At 55.8% G+C, this 18800-nt stretch carries 14 protein-coding genes, 3 tRNA genes and 3 rRNA genes; 6 read left to right on the top strand and 14 right to left on the bottom strand.

Features of this window, described 5'->3' with window-relative positions; genetic code table 11:
- Positions 1-8: 8 nt before the first annotated feature.
- The 10 genes from PSEST_RS17610 to tyrS all read right to left on the bottom strand — a co-directional run bounded on the left by PSEST_RS17610 (position 9) and on the right by tyrS (position 9715).
- Positions 9-93: transfer RNA gene (locus PSEST_RS17610), tRNA-Tyr, on the bottom strand.
- A 141-nt stretch (positions 94-234) separates the two neighbouring features.
- Positions 235-912: an SPOR domain-containing protein gene (locus tag PSEST_RS17615; RefSeq protein ID WP_015278299.1), complete on the bottom strand. Its 678-nt coding sequence runs from the start codon at positions 910-912 to the stop codon at positions 235-237.
- A 25-nt stretch (positions 913-937) separates the two neighbouring features.
- Positions 938-1678 (bottom strand): type III pantothenate kinase, encoded by a 741-nt coding sequence (locus PSEST_RS17620; protein ID WP_015278300.1) that lies wholly within the window; start codon positions 1676-1678, stop codon positions 938-940.
- Entirely contained in the window at positions 1675-2622 is a 948-nt protein-coding gene (gene birA, locus PSEST_RS17625) for a bifunctional biotin--[acetyl-CoA-carboxylase] ligase/biotin operon repressor BirA (protein ID WP_015278301.1), read from the bottom strand. Before birA ends, PSEST_RS17620 begins: the two co-directional genes overlap by 4 nt.
- Positions 2623-2741: 119 nt before the next feature.
- A 5S ribosomal RNA gene (gene rrf / locus PSEST_RS17630) occupies positions 2742-2857 on the bottom strand.
- A gap of 134 nt (positions 2858-2991) precedes the next feature.
- Positions 2992-5882, bottom strand: a 23S ribosomal RNA gene (locus PSEST_RS17635).
- A 253-nt stretch (positions 5883-6135) separates the two neighbouring features.
- Positions 6136-6210 (bottom strand) — tRNA-Ala (locus PSEST_RS17640).
- Positions 6211-6240: 30 nt separating this feature from the next.
- Positions 6241-6317, bottom strand: a tRNA-Ile gene (locus PSEST_RS17645).
- A 91-nt stretch (positions 6318-6408) separates the two neighbouring features.
- Positions 6409-7945 (bottom strand): 16S ribosomal RNA (locus PSEST_RS17650).
- The 16S, 23S and 5S rRNA genes sit together here with 2 tRNA genes alongside, the layout of an rRNA operon.
- Positions 7946-8509: 564 nt before the next feature.
- Complete coding sequence (gene tyrS / locus PSEST_RS17660; RefSeq protein ID WP_015278303.1) at positions 8510-9715, bottom strand: tyrosine--tRNA ligase; 1206 nt, start codon at positions 9713-9715, stop codon at positions 8510-8512.
- Positions 9716-9882: 167 nt separating this feature from the next.
- Here tyrS and PSEST_RS17665 point away from each other — a divergent pair, with 167 nt between their 5' ends.
- Both PSEST_RS17665 and PSEST_RS17670 read left to right on the top strand, forming a co-directional pair.
- Entirely contained in the window at positions 9883-11295 is a 1413-nt protein-coding gene (locus tag PSEST_RS17665; RefSeq protein ID WP_051035506.1) for a peptidoglycan DD-metalloendopeptidase family protein, read from the top strand.
- A 2-nt stretch (positions 11296-11297) separates the two neighbouring features.
- Positions 11298-12389, top strand: a complete 1092-nt coding sequence (locus PSEST_RS17670) for an anhydro-N-acetylmuramic acid kinase (protein WP_015278305.1) — start codon at positions 11298-11300, stop codon at positions 12387-12389.
- 46 nt (positions 12390-12435) lie between these two features.
- Here the strand turns inward: PSEST_RS17670 and erpA are convergent, their stop codons facing one another.
- Both erpA and argC read right to left on the bottom strand, forming a co-directional pair.
- A complete protein-coding gene (erpA, locus tag PSEST_RS17675) occupies positions 12436-12786 on the bottom strand; it encodes an iron-sulfur cluster insertion protein ErpA (protein ID WP_003285497.1) in 351 nt (116 codons plus the stop codon).
- A gap of 103 nt (positions 12787-12889) precedes the next feature.
- Positions 12890-13924, bottom strand: coding sequence for an N-acetyl-gamma-glutamyl-phosphate reductase (argC, locus tag PSEST_RS17680; RefSeq protein ID WP_015278306.1), 1035 nt, complete (start codon positions 13922-13924; stop codon positions 12890-12892).
- 128 nt (positions 13925-14052) lie between these two features.
- Between argC and hemJ the strand changes: the two genes are divergently transcribed.
- Together hemJ and PSEST_RS17690 are read left to right on the top strand one after the other, a co-directional pair.
- Entirely contained in the window at positions 14053-14481 is a 429-nt protein-coding gene (hemJ, locus tag PSEST_RS17685; protein ID WP_015278307.1) for a protoporphyrinogen oxidase HemJ, read from the top strand.
- A 131-nt stretch (positions 14482-14612) separates the two neighbouring features.
- Positions 14613-15569: a DUF805 domain-containing protein gene (locus tag PSEST_RS17690; protein WP_015278308.1), complete on the top strand. Its 957-nt coding sequence runs from the start codon at positions 14613-14615 to the stop codon at positions 15567-15569.
- A 16-nt stretch (positions 15570-15585) separates the two neighbouring features.
- Here the strand turns inward: PSEST_RS17690 and PSEST_RS17695 are convergent, their stop codons facing one another.
- Positions 15586-17064 (bottom strand): AAA family ATPase, encoded by a 1479-nt coding sequence (locus tag PSEST_RS17695; RefSeq protein ID WP_015278309.1) that lies wholly within the window; start codon positions 17062-17064, stop codon positions 15586-15588.
- Between the two features lie 76 nt (positions 17065-17140).
- Here PSEST_RS17695 and PSEST_RS17700 point away from each other — a divergent pair, with 76 nt between their 5' ends.
- Together PSEST_RS17700 and coq7 are read left to right on the top strand one after the other, a co-directional pair.
- The gene (locus PSEST_RS17700) at positions 17141-17482 is read left to right on the top strand and encodes a histidine triad nucleotide-binding protein (protein ID WP_015278310.1); all 342 of its coding nucleotides are present in this window, start codon (positions 17141-17143) and stop codon (positions 17480-17482) included.
- A gap of 64 nt (positions 17483-17546) precedes the next feature.
- Entirely contained in the window at positions 17547-18194 is a 648-nt protein-coding gene (gene coq7, locus PSEST_RS17705; protein WP_015278311.1) for a 2-polyprenyl-3-methyl-6-methoxy-1,4-benzoquinone monooxygenase, read from the top strand.
- An 89-nt stretch (positions 18195-18283) separates the two neighbouring features.
- Here the strand turns inward: coq7 and PSEST_RS17710 are convergent, their stop codons facing one another.
- Complete coding sequence (locus PSEST_RS17710; protein WP_015278312.1) at positions 18284-18706, bottom strand: OsmC family protein; 423 nt, start codon at positions 18704-18706, stop codon at positions 18284-18286.
- Positions 18707-18800: the final 94 nt, after the last annotated feature.

An 18800-nucleotide genomic window follows, 5' to 3' on the forward strand; every position in this document is an offset into this window, starting at 1 on the left:
CTTGAATCTGGTGGAGGGGGAAGGATTCGAACCTTCGAAGTCTATGACGTCAGATTTACAGTCTGATCCCTTTGGCCGCTCGGGAACCCCTCCAAAGTGAGGCGGCATTTTCATCACTTGCCACCCTACTGTCAAGCTTTTTCTCATATAAATCTTGAGCTTAGCTACATTGACAGCCGCTTCGCCGAGTAACAACACAACCCCCACGGCGAAGCGGGCGCCATTCTATGCAAACTATTCGGAAGATGCAACGCCTGCGCAGGGCATTTGGCGATGCTGCAATGCCGGCATATCTTTCTTGAGAGCCTCCAAGATTTCACCATCCAGTTGATGACGACTAGCAGCGGCAATCCGCACCCAATATTTGCTGTGCATCCTCGGCAACTCTCTGACCAAGGCTGAGTAATCCACCTCGCGCAAGCGTGCCACGACTCCTTCTGCCGAGTCTTTCCGAGAGAAAATCCCCAGGGAAATGCCGTTAGCGAGATCTCCCACAGTGATGATGTAGCTATCTATGTTGCGGCTTTGCAATTCGCGCAGCTGTCGCAGCGACGCCTGCCTGGAAGCTAAAGGCGGCAGGTATACCCAATAATCCACGCCGACAGCCACGTCTAGGCGCTGCATGTCGGACTGAATGTCCAGACTCAACAGTCGCTGCTCCAGGGACTGCGCTTGTAGCTCCTCATCGAAGCCACCAAGGAACAGACAGGCGTCACCAACCGGTTCAACAGGCGTTAACTGTGACTGCCTTCTCTCTGGACTAGCAGACTCACTCAGGAGCGTGATGTTTTGCTGCGGGCGGCTATACGTGGCAAGCGGGCCGATCTCTTTGACTCGCACCGGTGCTTGGTATTGTTGCTGCCCCCAAAAGAAAACGTTCAACAGCACTAATAGTAAGAATAACCAACGCATGCAGACTCGACCTTAACTAATGCCGCTAGGGGCAAGCGACCGCCAATCCCCGGAATACCAAGTCTGGCACGTATTGGATTTGCGCAATATCGTCGATCAACGCTGCATCCCCGCCCGTGGAGTAAATAGAGAAGTCTGTCCCCAGATAAGCGCTGGCTTGCTGAATCTGGGAGCTAACAAAACTACGCAACATCAAGTAGCAACCCCGTTCTACCGCCTCAACCGTGCTGCGCCCGGGGGCATATGCGCATCGCGCCGCTGTAGCCTCCTCCATCTCGTAATTGATACGCCGCGTATGGCTATGCAACTGCTGCCGAAGCAGTGAAGCGCCCGGGCAGATATACCCCCCCAGATGCATGCCATGGCCATCGACGAAATCAACGGTGATTGCTGTTCCAAGATCCAGCACGAGCATGGCACCCGGCTTCATTTGAAAGGCGCCAACAATAGCCAGCCAACGATCCAGGCCGAGACGCGAGTAATCTACATACCCATTTACCACGCCGCCAAGCCGGGCCGAAGGGGCTGCCTGCTGCACATCAATTTGTAAGGTACCGGAAAGACGAGAACACAAATCAGCTGTCTCGGCATCACTCCTCACGCTGACCAGCCGCGCGCGGGCGATATTGGAGACAGCGGAGCCAGCAAGTACATCTAGCAACTCCGCCACCGATGCTGATGCGCCTTGCGCTACAACGTCGCCGGAGCCAGCTTGCAAAACGCGCCACTTGATCAAGCTGTTACCGCAGTCCAGCTCAAGAATCATCGGTCCAGCCTCAAGCTAAGCTCCCCACCATTGAATACGCGCTCGCTCCCTTCGATCATGAGCCTCAGGCCGCCCTGCTGATCGACCCCCACGACCACACCCGAATAGTCATGGGCTCCGGTACTGAGCGTACATTTTTGTCCCTGCCAGATATGACTGGCTTCCCATTCGTCCTTCAGCGCCGAGAACCCCATGCTGGCATGCCGTTCTAGATAGCGCTTCAGCGCCTCAGCCAACGTAACCACCAGCGCGTTCCGATCGACCATACCGATATGCTCTTTCATTGACGTCCAACGCTGGTCTATCCCCTCGGCACTGCTCATATTCACGTTGATACCAATACCGACCACTACATGGCATACGTCCGCCGGATCACCAGTCAGCTCCAGCAGGATCCCGGCAATTTTTCGGCCGTCTGCGTATACGTCGTTTGGCCATTTCAAACCTACCTGCGTAACCCCTGCGAGACGCAATGCACGCATGACCGCCAAGCCAACCGCCAGACTCATGCCGGAAAGCTGCCGCGCCCCTCCGTGGACCTTGAACGCCAAACTGCAGTACAGATTTTGCCCAAAGGGACTAACCCAGAGGCGTCCCCTCCTTCCCCTTCCCGCGGTCTGGGTCTCAGCCATTACTAGGAAGGGCGTGCGTTCCAGCGGCAATAGACGCAAAGCCTCGGCATTGGTGGAGTCTATGGCGTCGTAAAGATGCAAAGTCCAACCGAACCGCACCAGCTGTGGCGTAAGCTCTTCGCCGTTCAGCAGGGATAGCGGCTCAGCTAGGCGGTAGCCGCGACCTGGAACCTTGTAGAGCGAAAGGGATGTTTCCTCCTGCAGACGCTGTACATGCTTCCATACCGCGCTACGGCTTACGCCCAAGGCATCACCCAGCTCCTGACCAGAATGAAAGCGACCATCTTGGAGTAACTTCAACAGCCTATTCATGCCACCCCCATAACGAGGCCCGAATAATAGCGGCACCAACTCCAAGTGCCTACAGTGATTTCCAGAGCCCAAAAGCAAACCCCCGACCCGCTTGCGCGGATCGGGGGTTTGGGAAAGGAGCTTGACGATGACCTACTCTCACATGGGGAAACCCCACACTACCATCGGCGATGCGTCGTTTCACTACTGAGTTCGGGATGGGATCAGGTGGTTCCAACGCTCTATGGTCGTCAAGCAATTCAGTTGCTGCCTCGGGGTTTAGCCGCTGCAGCCAATTGGGTATGTGATTGAATCGGTATTGCGTGTTCGTGCAGATTTTCGGCTTTACTGTCGACTTACCGTCTAACAGCCAAATTGTTTGGGTGTTATATGGTCAAGCCTCACGGGCAATTAGTATTGGTTAGCTCAACGCCTCACAGCGCTTACACACCCAACCTATCAACGTCGTAGTCTTCGACGGCCCTTCAGGGAGCTCAAGGCTCCAGTGAGATCTCATCTTGAGGCAAGTTTCCCGCTTAGATGCTTTCAGCGGTTATCTCTTCCGAACGTAGCTACCCGGCAATGCCACTGGCGTGACAACCGGAACACCAGAGGTTCGTCCACTCCGGTCCTCTCGTACTAGGAGCAGCCCCTCTCAAATCTCAAACGTCCACGGCAGATAGGGACCGAACTGTCTCACGACGTTCTAAACCCAGCTCGCGTACCACTTTAAATGGCGAACAGCCATACCCTTGGGACCGGCTTCAGCCCCAGGATGTGATGAGCCGACATCGAGGTGCCAAACACCGCCGTCGATATGAACTCTTGGGCGGTATCAGCCTGTTATCCCCGGAGTACCTTTTATCCGTTGAGCGATGGCCCTTCCATACAGAACCACCGGATCACTAAGACCTACTTTCGTACCTGCTCGACGTGTCTGTCTCGCAGTCAAGCGCGCTTTTGCCTTTATACTCTACGACCGATTTCCGACCGGTCTGAGCGCACCTTCGTACTCCTCCGTTACTCTTTAGGAGGAGACCGCCCCAGTCAAACTACCCACCATACACTGTCCTCGATCCGGATAACGGACCAGAGTTAGAACCTCAAAGTTGCCAGGGTGGTATTTCAAGGATGGCTCCACGCGAACTGGCGTCCACGCTTCAAAGCCTCCCACCTATCCTACACAAGCAAATTCAAAGTCCAGTGCAAAGCTATAGTAAAGGTTCACGGGGTCTTTCCGTCTAGCCGCGGATACACTGCATCTTCACAGCGATTTCAATTTCACTGAGTCTCGGGTGGAGACAGCGCCGCCATCGTTACGCCATTCGTGCAGGTCGGAACTTACCCGACAAGGAATTTCGCTACCTTAGGACCGTTATAGTTACGGCCGCCGTTTACCGGGGCTTCGATCAAGAGCTTCGCTTGCGCTAACCCCATCAATTAACCTTCCGGCACCGGGCAGGCGTCACACCCTATACGTCCACTTTCGTGTTTGCAGAGTGCTGTGTTTTTAATAAACAGTCGCAGCGGCCTGGTATCTTCGACCGGCATGGGCTTACGTAGTAAATACTTCACCCTCACCGGCGCACCTTCTCCCGAAGTTACGGTGCCATTTTGCCTAGTTCCTTCACCCGAGTTCTCTCAAGCGCCTTGGTATTCTCTACCCAACCACCTGTGTCGGTTTGGGGTACGGTTCCTAGTTACCTGAAGCTTAGAGGCTTTTCCTGGAAGCATGGCATCAACCACTTCGCTTTCTAAAAGAAAGCTCGTCATCAGCTCTCGGCATTAAGATCCCGGATTTACCTAAGATCTCTGCCTACCACCTTAAACAAGGACAACCAACGCCTTGCTGGCCTAGCCTTCTCCGTCCCCCCATCGCAGTAACTAGAAGTACGGGAATATTAACCCGTTTCCCATCGACTACGCTCTTCAGCCTCGCCTTAGGGACCGACTCACCCTGCGTCGATTAACGTTGCGCAGGAACCCTTGGTCTTTCGGCGTGCGAGTTTTTCACTCGCATTGTCGTTACTCATGTCAGCATTCGCACTTCTGATACCTCCAGCCAGCTTCTCAACTGACCTTCACAGGCTTACAGAACGCTCCTCTACCGCTCAACTTGCGTTGAACCCGTAGCTTCGGTACCTGGTTTGAGCCCCGTTACATCTTCCGCGCAGGCCGACTCGACTAGTGAGCTATTACGCTTTCTTTAAAGGGTGGCTGCTTCTAAGCCAACCTCCTAGCTGTCTAAGCCTTCCCACATCGTTTCCCACTTAACCAGGATTTTGGGACCTTAGCTGACGGTCTGGGTTGTTTCCCTTTTCACGACGGACGTTAGCACCCGCCGTGTGTCTCCCGTGCTGACACTTGCTGGTATTCGGAGTTTGCATCGGTTTGGTAAGTCGGGATGACCCCCTAGCCGAAACAGTGCTCTACCCCCAGCAGTGATACACGAGGCGCTACCTAAATAGCTTTCGAGGAGAACCAGCTATCTCCGAGCTTGATTAGCCTTTCACTCCGATCCACAGGTCATCCGCTAACTTTTCAACGGTAGTCGGTTCGGTCCTCCAGTCAGTGTTACCTAACCTTCAACCTGCCCATGGATAGATCGCCCGGTTTCGGGTCTATTCCCAGCGACTAGACGCCCTATTAAGACTCGCTTTCGCTACGCCTCCCCTATTCGGTTAAGCTCGCCACTGAAAATAAGTCGCTGACCCATTATACAAAAGGTACGCAGTCACCTAACAAAGTAGGCTCCCACTGCTTGTACGCATACGGTTTCAGGTTCTATTTCACTCCCCTCTCCGGGGTTCTTTTCGCCTTTCCCTCACGGTACTGGTTCACTATCGGTCAGTCAGTAGTATTTAGCCTTGGAGGATGGTCCCCCCATATTCAGACAAAGTTTCTCGTGCTCCGTCCTACTCGATTTCACTTCTAAGATCCTTTCGCGTACAGGGCTATCACCCACTATGGCCGCACTTTCCAGAGCGTTCCGCTAAAATCAAAGAAGCTTAAGGGCTAATCCCCGTTCGCTCGCCACTACTAAGGGAATCTCGGTTGATTTCTTTTCCTCAGGGTACTTAGATGTTTCAGTTCCCCTGGTTCGCCTCACACACCTATGTATTCAGTGTGTGATAACCATCTTATGATGGCTGGGTTCCCCCATTCAGACATCTCCGGATCAAAGTCTGTTTGCCGACTCCCCGAAGCTTTTCGCAGGCTACCACGTCTTTCATCGCCTCTGACTGCCAAGGCATCCACCGTATGCGCTTCTTCACTTGACCATATAACCCCAAGCAATCTGGTTACTGTCTATAACGTGAAGACGACATTCGCCGAAAATTTGCATAGAGAACACGCAAATTTTACCTTGACTTGAATAACCACCAGTGAAAGTGATCACTCAAATCTACTTCTATCACATACCCAAATTTTTAAAGAACAGTTCTGGCGCAAAGACCAGAAATCAATACCCTCACCCATCATCAGATGCGCAAGCAGCACTCATTTCTGAGCTTTCAGCGATTATCGAGTTAATGGTGAGCCAAGGAGGATCGAACTCCTGACCTCCTGCGTGCAAAGCAGGCGCTCTCCCAGCTGAGCTATGGCCCCATCTACAGATCGGCCACATCCCATGACAATTGGTGGGTCTGGGCAGATTCGAACTGCCGACCTCACCCTTATCAGGGGTGCGCTCTAACCAACTGAGCTACAGACCCAATCGTCTCTCTCGGGTCGAAACCCAATCGCTTTTCGCTAGTGAATCAAGCAATTCGTGTGGGAGCTTATGAAGAAGCTGAAGTCTTCGATTAAGGAGGTGATCCAGCCGCAGGTTCCCCTACGGCTACCTTGTTACGACTTCACCCCAGTCATGAATCACTCCGTGGTAACCGTCCCCCCGAAGGTTAGACTAGCTACTTCTGGAGCAACCCACTCCCATGGTGTGACGGGCGGTGTGTACAAGGCCCGGGAACGTATTCACCGTGACATTCTGATTCACGATTACTAGCGATTCCGACTTCACGCAGTCGAGTTGCAGACTGCGATCCGGACTACGATCGGTTTTATGGGATTAGCTCCACCTCGCGGCTTGGCAACCCTTTGTACCGACCATTGTAGCACGTGTGTAGCCCAGGCCGTAAGGGCCATGATGACTTGACGTCATCCCCACCTTCCTCCGGTTTGTCACCGGCAGTCTCCTTAGAGTGCCCACCTTAACGTGCTGGTAACTAAGGACAAGGGTTGCGCTCGTTACGGGACTTAACCCAACATCTCACGACACGAGCTGACGACAGCCATGCAGCACCTGTGTCAGAGTTCCCGAAGGCACCAATCCATCTCTGGAAAGTTCTCTGCATGTCAAGGCCTGGTAAGGTTCTTCGCGTTGCTTCGAATTAAACCACATGCTCCACCGCTTGTGCGGGCCCCCGTCAATTCATTTGAGTTTTAACCTTGCGGCCGTACTCCCCAGGCGGTCGACTTAATGCGTTAGCTGCGCCACTAAGATCTCAAGGATCCCAACGGCTAGTCGACATCGTTTACGGCGTGGACTACCAGGGTATCTAATCCTGTTTGCTCCCCACGCTTTCGCACCTCAGTGTCAGTATTAGCCCAGGTGGTCGCCTTCGCCACTGGTGTTCCTTCCTATATCTACGCATTTCACCGCTACACAGGAAATTCCACCACCCTCTGCCATACTCTAGCTCGCCAGTTTTGGATGCAGTTCCCAGGTTGAGCCCGGGGCTTTCACATCCAACTTAACGAACCACCTACGCGCGCTTTACGCCCAGTAATTCCGATTAACGCTTGCACCCTTCGTATTACCGCGGCTGCTGGCACGAAGTTAGCCGGTGCTTATTCTGTCGGTAACGTCAAAACAGCAAGGTATTAACTTACTGCCCTTCCTCCCAACTTAAAGTGCTTTACAATCCGAAGACCTTCTTCACACACGCGGCATGGCTGGATCAGGCTTTCGCCCATTGTCCAATATTCCCCACTGCTGCCTCCCGTAGGAGTCTGGACCGTGTCTCAGTTCCAGTGTGACTGATCATCCTCTCAGACCAGTTACGGATCGTCGCCTTGGTGAGCCTTTACCTCACCAACTAGCTAATCCGACCTAGGCTCATCTGATAGCGCAAGGCCCGAAGGTCCCCTGCTTTCTCCCGTAGGACGTATGCGGTATTAGCGTTCCTTTCGAAACGTTGTCCCCCACTACCAGGCAGATTCCTAGGCATTACTCACCCGTCCGCCGCTGAATCAGAGAGCAAGCTCTCTTCATCCGCTCGACTTGCATGTGTTAGGCCTGCCGCCAGCGTTCAATCTGAGCCATGATCAAACTCTTCAGTTCAATACTGCTTGGGTTTTGAGAAAACCCTAAACTTGGCTCAGCAATCGCAAATCTCTTTACAAGTAAAGAGTAACTCTCGAATAAACGAGTGTTGCTTTGTGATGCTGATAATCTATCTGACCATCAGTCTTACATTCACAAGCACCCACACGAATTGCTTGATTCAGTTGTTAAAGAGCGTTTCGATCAAGTCTTTCGTCTCAACCGAGGCCGCGCATTCTACAGCAGCCTTGTTACCTGTCAAGCTGTTTTTGAAGAATTTTTCGTTTCTTCTCAACCGCTTGCGCTTTCGATCAACTCTCATCTCTCGTCAGCGGGAGGCGAATCATACAGCGTTCAAAACCGCTGTCAACCACCTCTTTCAACCGCCTCCGATCAACCTGACCGAAGCCACCAACAGGACTCAACCGCCACCCTGCCAGCCCGGCGCATTCTACTCGAATCCGCCATCCGTGCAACCCTTTTATTTCGCTAACCTTTTGATTTACAAGAGGTTTTGCTTAAGGACTGCGCCGGAAGTGGTGCGCATTATAGGAGCCTGAAAACTAACGTCAACCGTTTATTTCAGTTTTGTTCGGGCTTCAGCGTTACACGAGCAAACGCCTTCTTGCCAGCCTGGCAAACGTGCGTTGCACCGAGCTGGAATATAAAGCCACGATCCACGACTTGGCCGTCAACACGTACACCACCAGAACCCAACAAGTCACGAGCCACAGCGGCATTCTTAACAAGCGCAGCCTTATTAAGCACCGACGCGATAGGCATACCCTGATCGGATGTCAGCTCGATTTCCGGAAGATCCTCCGGCAATTCTCCATCCTTCATACGATTGCCCGCCGAGCGATGCGCCGCAGCCGCAGCTTCTTCACCGTGGAATCGCGCGACTATCTCCTCCGCCAGCTTGATCTTGATGTCGCGAGGGTTGGCCCCACGCTCAACATCCAAACGAAGCTCGTCGATCTCTGCTTGCGCGCGGAAGCTGAGCAGCTCGAAGTAGCGCCACATAAGCGCATCAGGAATGGATACCAATTTGCTGTACATGACGCCCGGCAGCTCCTGGATACCCACATAGTTGCCGAGAGACTTGGACATCTTCTTCACGCCGTCCAACCCTTCAAGCAACGGCATCGTCACCACGCACTGGGACGCCTGCCCGTATGCCCGCTGCAGCTCACGCCCCATGAGGAGATTAAACTTCTGATCGGTTCCACCCAGCTCGATATCGGCCTTGAGCGCCACCGAGTCATATCCCTGCACCAACGGATACAAAAACTCATGGATCGCGATTGGCTGATTAGTCGAGTAACGCTTATGGAAGTCGTCCCGCTCGAGCATACGTGCAACGGTGTACTGAGAGGCCAGGCGGATGAAGTCAGCTGGAGTCAGCTTGTCCATCCATGTCGAGTTGAAGGCCACCTCGGTTCGAGCAGGATCAAGAATCTTAAAAACCTGCGCCTTATACGTCTCGGCGTTTTCAAGAACCTGGTCCCGTGTCAGCGGTGGCCTCGTAGCACTTTTGCCACTTGGGTCACCAATCATCCCTGTGAAATCCCCTATAAGGAAGATCACTTGGTGCCCCAGCTCCTGCAGCTGCCGCATCTTATTAATGAGCACAGTGTGCCCGAGGTGAAGGTCCGGAGCGGTAGGATCGAAGCCAGCCTTGACGCGCAGAGGCTCGCCCCGCTCGAGCTTAGCGACCAGCTCCGACTCGACGAGCACCTCATCAGCGCCCCGTTTGATCACCGACAGTTGCTCTTCAACCGACTTCATGGCAAGCCCTATACCATTATGAAAGGGCGACAACCTTACAAGATCGCTGGGCGATTACAAGCCACAGCGTACCGGCCAGCAGATCAGCCTCAGCGAGGGTTGCCTCCGATGGGCTTTGCTTATATTTTAGACAGTTATTTCCCGTACAAAATAATGCCAGAAGCCCAATGATGCCTTCCAAATCAAAAGCTCCGAACTACCCCAAGAGCCATCTCCTGGCTGCGAGTGGTGTAGCTGCGCTGCTGAGCCTGGCGCTCCTCGTATTTCCATCACGTGAAGTCGAGGCCAAGAAGACTTTCATCGATCTGAAGCTTGAGACTTCTTCTGGGCAGATCATCATCGAGCCCGACCAGAAGGAGTCCACCCTAGCCCAGTCTCCGTTCTCCTCCGCAAGCCAGCTGGAACCTTCCGCTGAAGCCCAGCATGAGATGCTGCCAGAAGCGGATGCCGGCCAGGAAACCAGCGCTGCAGAGGATCCTCTGACAAAAACGGTTGTGGTAGCCAATGGGGATACGCTATCGACCGTATTCGCCAAAGTGGGCTTGTCACCGTCGGTAATGCACGCGGTACTTGCGAGCAGTCAGGATGCGAAGCAACTTTCACGGTTGAAGATCGGCCAGGCCTTGGAGTTCAAGCTGACCGAGAATGGCGAGCTGGCCAACCTACGCAGCAAACTCAACAGCCTGGAAACCTTGGCGCTTGAGAAAACGGCCGATGGATATGCATTCAAGAAAGAGCAGGTCAAACCAGAGGTGACCTCTGTTTATGCCCGGGGCGAGATTGACAGCAGTCTGTTCCTCGCAGCAAAGCGCGCGGGCCTTAGCCACAACCTGACGATGGACCTGGCCAACGTGTTCGGTTACGACATCGACTTCGCCCTAGACATTCGAAAGGGCGATAGTTTCGAGGTCATCTACGAAGAGAAAACTGTTGAAGGCGAACGGGTCGGGACGGGCAATATTCTCGCCGCTCGTTTTACCAACCGAGGCAAGACCTACTCCGCCGTTCGTTACACCAGCAAGGACGGTGCTACCAGTTACTACAATGCCGATGGCACCAGCATGCGCAAGGCGTTTATTCGTACGCCAGTGGATTTTGCGCGGATCAGCTCGCGCTTTTCCAACGGACGCAAACACCCGATTCTGAACAAGATTCGCGCGCACAAAGGCGTCGACTATGCGGCACCGCATGGAACACCGATCAAAAGCGCCGGTGACGGCAAGGTTCTGCTCGCCGGACGCAAAGGCGGCTATGGCAACACTGTGATCATCCAGCACGGCCAACGCTACCGCACCCTTTACGCACATATGCAGGGCTTCGCCAAAGGCGTGCGTAATGGCTCCACGGTGAAGCAGGGACAGATCATTGGCTATATCGGCACAACGGGTCTATCCACCGGCCCGCATCTGCATTACGAGTTCCAGGTTGATGGCGTGCATGTTGATCCGCTGGGGTTGAAACTACCAATGGCCGATCCGATTGCGCAGAATGAGAAACAGCGTTTCATGCAGCTGAGCCAACCGCTAATGGCACGGATGGATGAAGAGAAGGCCACCATGCTGGCCCTGAACCAGCAGTAAGCATGACTCTTTATCTGGGAGTGATGTCTGGTACCAGTCTCGACGGTCTGGACATCGCTCTCATAGAGCAGCATACCCACACCCGACTGATCGCTACGCGCTTTCAGGAAATGCCAGCCACACTTCGGCAAGAGCTGTTGGCGCTCTGCTCGACCGGAGCGGATGAGTTGGCACGGGCGGCGATTGCCGAACAACGCTGGGCTACATTAGCCGCCGAAACGATCAACCAGCTACTCTCCGACCAGCAACTGTTTCCTCAAGCAGTGCGCGCCATTGGCAGCCACGGGCAAACCGTACGCCATGAGCCTCATCTTGGCTTCACCATTCAGATTGGCAACCCAGCACTTTTGGCCGAGCTTACCGGCATCAGCGTCGTCAGTGATTTTCGCCGACGCGACGTTGCGGCCGGGGGCCAGGGCGCACCGCTCGTTCCTGCGTTCCACGAATCCGTTTTTGGCGACAAAGAGCGCATCCGCGCTGTTCTCAATATCGGTGGATTCAGCAACCTGAGCCTCCTGTGTCACGGCAGTCCCACCAACGGCTTCGATTGTGGTCCCGGCAATGTGCTCATGGATGCCTGGATCCAGCGCCATCGGAACCAGGCGTTCGACCGCAATGGCGACTGGGCGGCAAGTGGCTCGGTCGATGAGGAACTGCTAGCTGCGCTGCTGAGCGAGGAATTCTTCACGACTCAAGGACCAAAGAGCACCGGACGAGAGCTCTTCAATCTGAGCTGGCTGGACAAACACCTTGCCGAGCATGGCCACCTAAGTCCCGAGAATATCCAGGCGACGCTGCTAGAGCTGACCGCGAAGAGCATCGCCGATTCCCTGATGACGACCCAAGCAGAGACACAAGACCTTCTGGTATGTGGCGGCGGAGCGCATAACGTTGCCTTGATGCGACGACTGCAAGCATTGCTCCCCAGCTGCGACGTACGAAGTACGGAGAGTGAGGGTGTACCGCCGGACTGGGTAGAGGCGATGGCGTTCGCGTGGCTGGCGCACTGCTGCCTGGAGCGCATACCCGCTAATCGCCCAGCGGTTACTGGCGCGCGAGGTGATCGGATCCTGGGCGCGATCTATCCGGCCTAAAATGAAAACGCCGTGCATTGCACGGCGTTTCTGAAAGCGGCAAACCTCAGATCGAAAATGACTGACCACATCCACACGTGGTCGTAGCGTTCGGATTCTTGATTACAAAACGGGAGCCTTCCAGGCCTTCCTGATAATCAACTTCCGCGCCGGCCAGGTACTGATAGCTCATCGGATCGACCACGAGACTGACTCCCTCTCGCTCGATAATCGTATCGTCGTCGGCCACGTCCTCGTCGAACGTGAAGCCATACTGGAAACCCGAGCAGCCGCCTCCAGTGACGAAGACACGCAACTTCAAGCGAGGGTTGCCCTCCTCATCGACCAGGCTCTTCACCTTGCTCGCTGCCCCCTGACTGAACTGGATGGCGGTGGGCGTGAAGGATTCGACACTCATTCGGTTCTCCTGGCGTGAAACGCCCTACTGCGTTGACGGTGCATTATCGGCTTTCCTGACAAAACCGGTCAACTATTAGACCGGTAGCTCTTATTAACACCGATCAGGGCAGCAACGCCACGTTGCCAAGCCCCAGCCTTTCGTCAAGGTCGAATAGGATATTCATGTTCTGAATTGCCTGACCAGATGCGCCTTTCACAAGATTGTCGATTACCGACAACACCACAACCAGATTGCCACCTTGCGGACGATGCACGGCGATGCGGCAAACGTTGGCGCCACGAACGCTGCGTGTTTCGGGGTGACTACCTGCCGGCATCACGTCTACAAAGGGCTCGTTGGCATAACGTTGCTCGTAGAGGCGTTGAAGGTCCACGGACTTGTCTTCGACAGTGGCATACAGAGTCGCGTGAATACCGCGAATCATCGGGGTCAAGTGAGGAACGAAAGTCAGGCCGATATCGCCGCGGGCGGCACGACGCAGCCCCTGGCTGATCTCTGGCAAGTGGCGATGCCCTTTTACTGCATACGCCATCATGCTTTCGCCCGCCTCGGTAAACAACGAACCGATCTTAGCCGCACGCCCAGCACCGCTTACCCCGGACTTGCAATCTGCAATCAAGCGCGAGGCATCGGCCAATCCGTTCTCGAGCAGCGGCAGGAAACCGAGCTGCGTGGCAGTGGGATAGCAACCGGGAACGGCGATCAAGCGTGCCTTTCTGATCTGCTCGCGATTGACCTCCGGCAAGCCGTAGACGGCTTCAGGAAGCAGCTCGGGAGCACCATGGGCCTGGCCATACCACGTGGCCCATTCATCGGCATCCTGCAGACGAAAATCGGCAGACAGGTCAATGACCCGTGTTCCGGCAGCCAGCAACTCACCGGCCAATGCATGCGCGACGCCATGGGGCGTGGCGAAGAACACGACATCGCACGCGCCCAGCGTTGCAGCATCCGGGACGCTGAATGCGAGATTGTCATAGTGGCCGCGCAGATTCGGATACATGTCGGTGACTTTGACGCCATCCTCGGAGCGAGAGGTGATAACCGCCACCTCGGCCTGCGGATGCTGGGCAAGCAGGCGTAACAACTCGACGCCCGTATAGCCTGTGCCGCCAACGATACCGACCTTGATCATGACCTGCCCTCGAATGAACGTGTAAAAGCGCGATGATAAAGCTGCTTGGCGCCGGGGCCAACCGGCGGGATGACGGAGGCGATCCCAGCCACTACTATCGACGCACTCTTCTTCCCAGGATTCAACCAATGCTCTATCTGTGGCTCAAAGCCTTGCACATCATCGCCATCGTCTGCTGGTTTGCCGGCCTGTTCTATCTCCCTCGTTTGTTTGTCTATCACGCAATGAGTGAGGATCAGCCTAGCCGTGAGCGTTTCAAGGTAATGGAACGCAAGCTTTACCGCGGCATTATGCTCCCATCGATGATCGCAACCCTCGTGTTCGGGATCTGGATGGTCATTCTCAACCCCGGCCTGTTCAGCACAGGTGGCTGGCTGCATGCCAAGCTGGCCTTGGTGTTGGTGCTGGTCGGTTACCACCATATGTGCGGCGCGCAACTGAAGCGCTTTGCACGAGATGAGAACGTCCGGGGGCACGTCTTCTACCGGTGGTTCAACGAAGTACCTGTGCTCTTTCTGCTGGCCATCGTGATTCTCGTCGTCGTCAAGCCGTTCTGAGGCCAACGGCCTTTGGCCAGGCCGCCAACAAGCATTGTGTTATCCGCGTCCGAGTCCCGATTGATCGCAGTTGTGTCGAGCCGGCCAGGCTTCTAATCTGCACCATCATTTATTTGTGACACGGACGCCACATGCAAGAAGCCCACTTCAAGATCGTCTTCAATGGCGAACTGATGCCCGACATGCCAGTCGAGACGGTCAAGTCGAACCTGGCAAGGCTGTTCAAGACAGACGCAAGCAAGGTCGAACGCCTCTTCGGCGGTCAGGACGCGGTAATCAAAACAAGGCTCAGCCAACAGGACGCCGATAAGTACCTTGCCGCGCTCCACCGTGCGGGGGCGAAAGCCCGTAAGGAGCCGGAGCGCGCGGTGCCTGCGCTGAGCCTGGTGCAAACGGAGGAAGAGCGCTCAGCTGCGGAGTCGGAAAGAGCTGCAGCCAGCGTCATGACCTGTCCTAAATGCGGGCACATACAAAGCCAGTCCAGCGAATGCACGGCGTGCGGCATCATTATTGAAAAGTACCTGGCCCGTCAGGCACAGCTTCGCGACGCCTCTGCAATGCAAGGCAAAAGCACAATCCAGTCTCCTTACGCGCCGCCATCCGCAGACGTTAATGAAACCATGCCACTCCATGGCGAGCTAAAACCGCTTTCCATCTCTGGACGCATCGGTCGACTGCGCTACCTGGCATGGTCGCTGGTAGTCATGCTTACAGCGACGGGCTTGTTCGCGATAGCGGCATTGCTCATGCCGATATCCAGCACGCTCGGATTTGTTTGTGTGGCCGTGGTCGGCATCGGGATGCTGGTAGTGAGCGTCCAGATTGGTGTGCAGCGCTTGCATGACTTTGGCTGGTCCGGCTGGCTGATCCTGCTCAATCTGGTTCCGCTACTGGGCAGCCTTTTTCCGTTCTTCATGCTGCTTATGCCGGGAAATCGGGAGGTCAACCGCTACGGCTCACCTCCACCGCCCAACAGCCGCTCGGTAAAGGTGCTCGCCGCGTTGTGGCTGGTGCTGATCATCTTCGGCTTGGTAGCGGCATTGACCGTCCCGGCGCTGGTGGACATGCGCCGCGGAGCCGCCCTCTAACTTCTCCGAGCCCGGCTCAATCGGCTTGCACGGTTCGCCCTTGAGCCCATGCGCGTAATGCCTCCAAACGCTCGGCCATGACGATCGACAGCGGAGATGTCGCGCGGATGCACTCGAGCAACATTGGCTGATCGACCTGCCGCTGCTGAGCCTGGGCGGCATACACGGCACTCACAACGACCTGCTCGATTTCGGCACCAGAGAAACCACTGGACGCCTCGGCCAACAACGTCACGCCCAGATCATCAGGCCGTAGCTCGCGACGAGCCAGGTGAATACGGAAGATTTCCTCACGCGTCGCATCGTCTGGCAAGTCGACAAAGAACAGCTCGTCAAAACGGCCCTTGCGCAACAGCTCCGGCGGCAGCCGATCAATCGCATTCGCGGTGGCAACCATGAATACCGGAGCCGAACGCTCGGCCATCCAGGTCAGCAGCGTACCGAGCACCCGCTGACTGACTCCACCATCCATATCGCCTGTCGCCAGGCCTTTTTCGATCTCGTCCATCCACAGCACACAAGGCGCTATCTGCTCAGCCAACGTCAGCGCCTCGCGCAGATTGCGCTCGGTTTCGCCGAAATACTTGTTGTAGAGACAGGCAAAGTCGAGCCGCAGCAATGGTAAACCCCACAGCCCTGCTACGGCCTTGGCGGCGAGACTCTTGCCGCCGCCCTGCACACCAACCAGCATCACGCCACGCGGCAGATCATCGCCCCTCCCGCCCAGGAATGCGCCCTGCCGCTCCGCCAGCCAACGCTTGAAATTGGCCAGTCCGCCCACCTCGGCAAAACGAGCGGTCTGATACTCGAAGCTCAGCACGCCTTCGAGATCCAGCATCTGGAATTTCGCTCGATTAAGCTCGGGCAGATCCTCCTGGGTAATGGCGCCGTCATCGCAGATCACGTTGCGCGCCAGCGCCCGCGCTTCAGCATGACTGAGGCCGCGCAGGTTTTTTACAACCTGCTGCAGGGTTCGATTGTCCGTGCGTACACGGGCGCCGCGGTTGCGCTCGCTCCATAAAGTGGCTTCTTCACGAACGATGGCAAGCAGCTCCTCCTCTGCTGGTAGCGAAAGGCTGAAGCGTGCCGCATAACGCTGGACCTCTGGCGGAAGCTTGAGCGCATGCGAGACCAGCACCAGGGTCGGCGCAGTAGATGCTTCTCGCATCGCAACGTCCTTGAGTAGCCGCACCAGCTTGGGCTCGCTGAGAAACGGATGGAGATCGCAGAACACATACAGGTTTGCTCGGAGGTCATGCTTGACCAGCTTCAGCGCAACCTCAGGGGAACAACTGTCCTCACCGGCCTGCTGCTCGCCATCGAACCCTAGGTGCCGCAGCCCGTCAGTCGCAGACCACACGTACAAGCCCAGCCCCTGGCGTACGGCGAGCCCGGTCAGCGTCTCAAGCACTCTGCGCTCATCCCATGATTCGACCATCACCAGCTTGACCCGCGAATCCAGGACCAATGCGAGATCATGTATATCGTTCTTCACCCAACCTCCCTGTACGCTCACTGGCGCGTAACCGCCCTGATACACTACGTGACCGAGTCTCTCCTGGAGAACAGTCATGGATTGCTTGTTCTGCAAGATCGTGTGTGGGGATATTCCCGCACACAAGTTCTATGAGGATGATCAGGTTATCGCTTTCCATGACATTTCGGCGCAGGCACCGGTGCACTTTCTGGTAATTCCGAAGAAGCACATCGCCACACTGAATGATCTGAGCGAGGAGAACGACAAACTGCTGGCCGGGCATATCCTCTTCACCGCCCAGAGGCTGGCGCAAGAACAAGGCTGCCAGGACGGCTTCCGCGTGGTGATGAATTGCAACGACCTCGGAGGCCAGACCGTCCATCACATACACATGCACGTACTCGGGCAGCGACAGATGCATTGGCCGCCGGGCTGAGCTACCACTCCAGCCCCTGCAGCCCCAGCAACCGCTAGCGGTCTAATCTTGTTCCGGAGGACATATGACCAGCCAACGCCACTACTCCCCAGCCGACCGCCTGCTGATGCAGGCCGATGCGGCTTTGCGAACCCTGCTGCCCTTCAGCGGGCAGCCCGCACGGCCATCGCCGGCCGTGCTGAAGAACGAGAGCGAACTGAGCGAGAGCGAAACCCGTCACGTGGCAGGTTTGATGCGCATCAACCACACCGGCGAAGTCTGCGCCCAGGCGCTGTATCAGGGGCAGGCTCTGACGGCCCGCCTGCCTCAGGTGCGTCAGGCAATGGAGCAGGCCGCGGATGAGGAGATCGACCACCTTGCATGGTGCGAACAGCGCATTCGTCAACTAGGCAGCCATACCAGCGTGCTCAATCCTCTGTTCTACGGACTGTCGTTCGGTATCGGGGCGTCCGCGGGACTCATCAGCGATCGCATCAGCCTGGGCTTCGTCGCCGCGACCGAAGACCAGGTATGCAAGCACCTGGACGATCACCTCGGCCAATTGCCAGCAGAAGATGAAAAATCCCGTGCCATTCTCGAGCAAATGCGTGAGGACGAAGCACAGCACTCGACCGCAGCCATCGCGGCTGGCGGCCTGCGCTTTCCTGCGCCGATCAAGTTCGGCATGAGCCTGGTATCAAAGGTCATGACCAAGGCGACATATCGCATCTGACCATTGAAAAGGGCGCTAAGGCGCCCTTTCTGGTGATCTCGCGATGCCTGGTGACGGCTTGGCGAAATGCGCGACAGTCTGTACGTCGCTTAGCCGAGTTCGACAATCTCGTAGGCGTGGGTAATGTCGATCCCGGCACGACCAAGCATGATGGACGCCGAACAGTACTTCTCGGCCGACAGCTCGACGGCGCGCTTCACTTGCGCATCCTTCAGCGCCCGACCTTTGACGACGAAACGCAAGTGGATCTTGGTAAATACCTTGGGGTCCTCGGTAGCGCGTTCGGCCTCAACGAAGACTTCGCAACTATCCACAGCCTGCCGCGACTTTTTCAGAATGCTCACTACATCGAAGTTACTGCAGCCACCCAGGCCAAGTAGCAGCATCTCCATGGGGCGTACGCCAAGGTTACGTCCGCCGTTCTCGGGCGGGCCATCCATCACCACGACATGTCCGCTGCCGGACTCGCCAAGGAACATCGCACCGTCGACCCATTGAATGCGCGCTTTCATCGCCAGCTCCAATAAAAACAGGGCGGCTAGCTTAGCATGGGCCTTTAAATCGACAGCGTCACATACGCGACTAAAGGTGCGTTGACCCACACGT

This window comes from Stutzerimonas stutzeri RCH2 (assembly GCF_000327065.1).
In the GTDB taxonomy this organism is placed as follows: Bacteria; Pseudomonadota; Gammaproteobacteria; order Pseudomonadales; family Pseudomonadaceae; genus Stutzerimonas; species Stutzerimonas stutzeri_AE.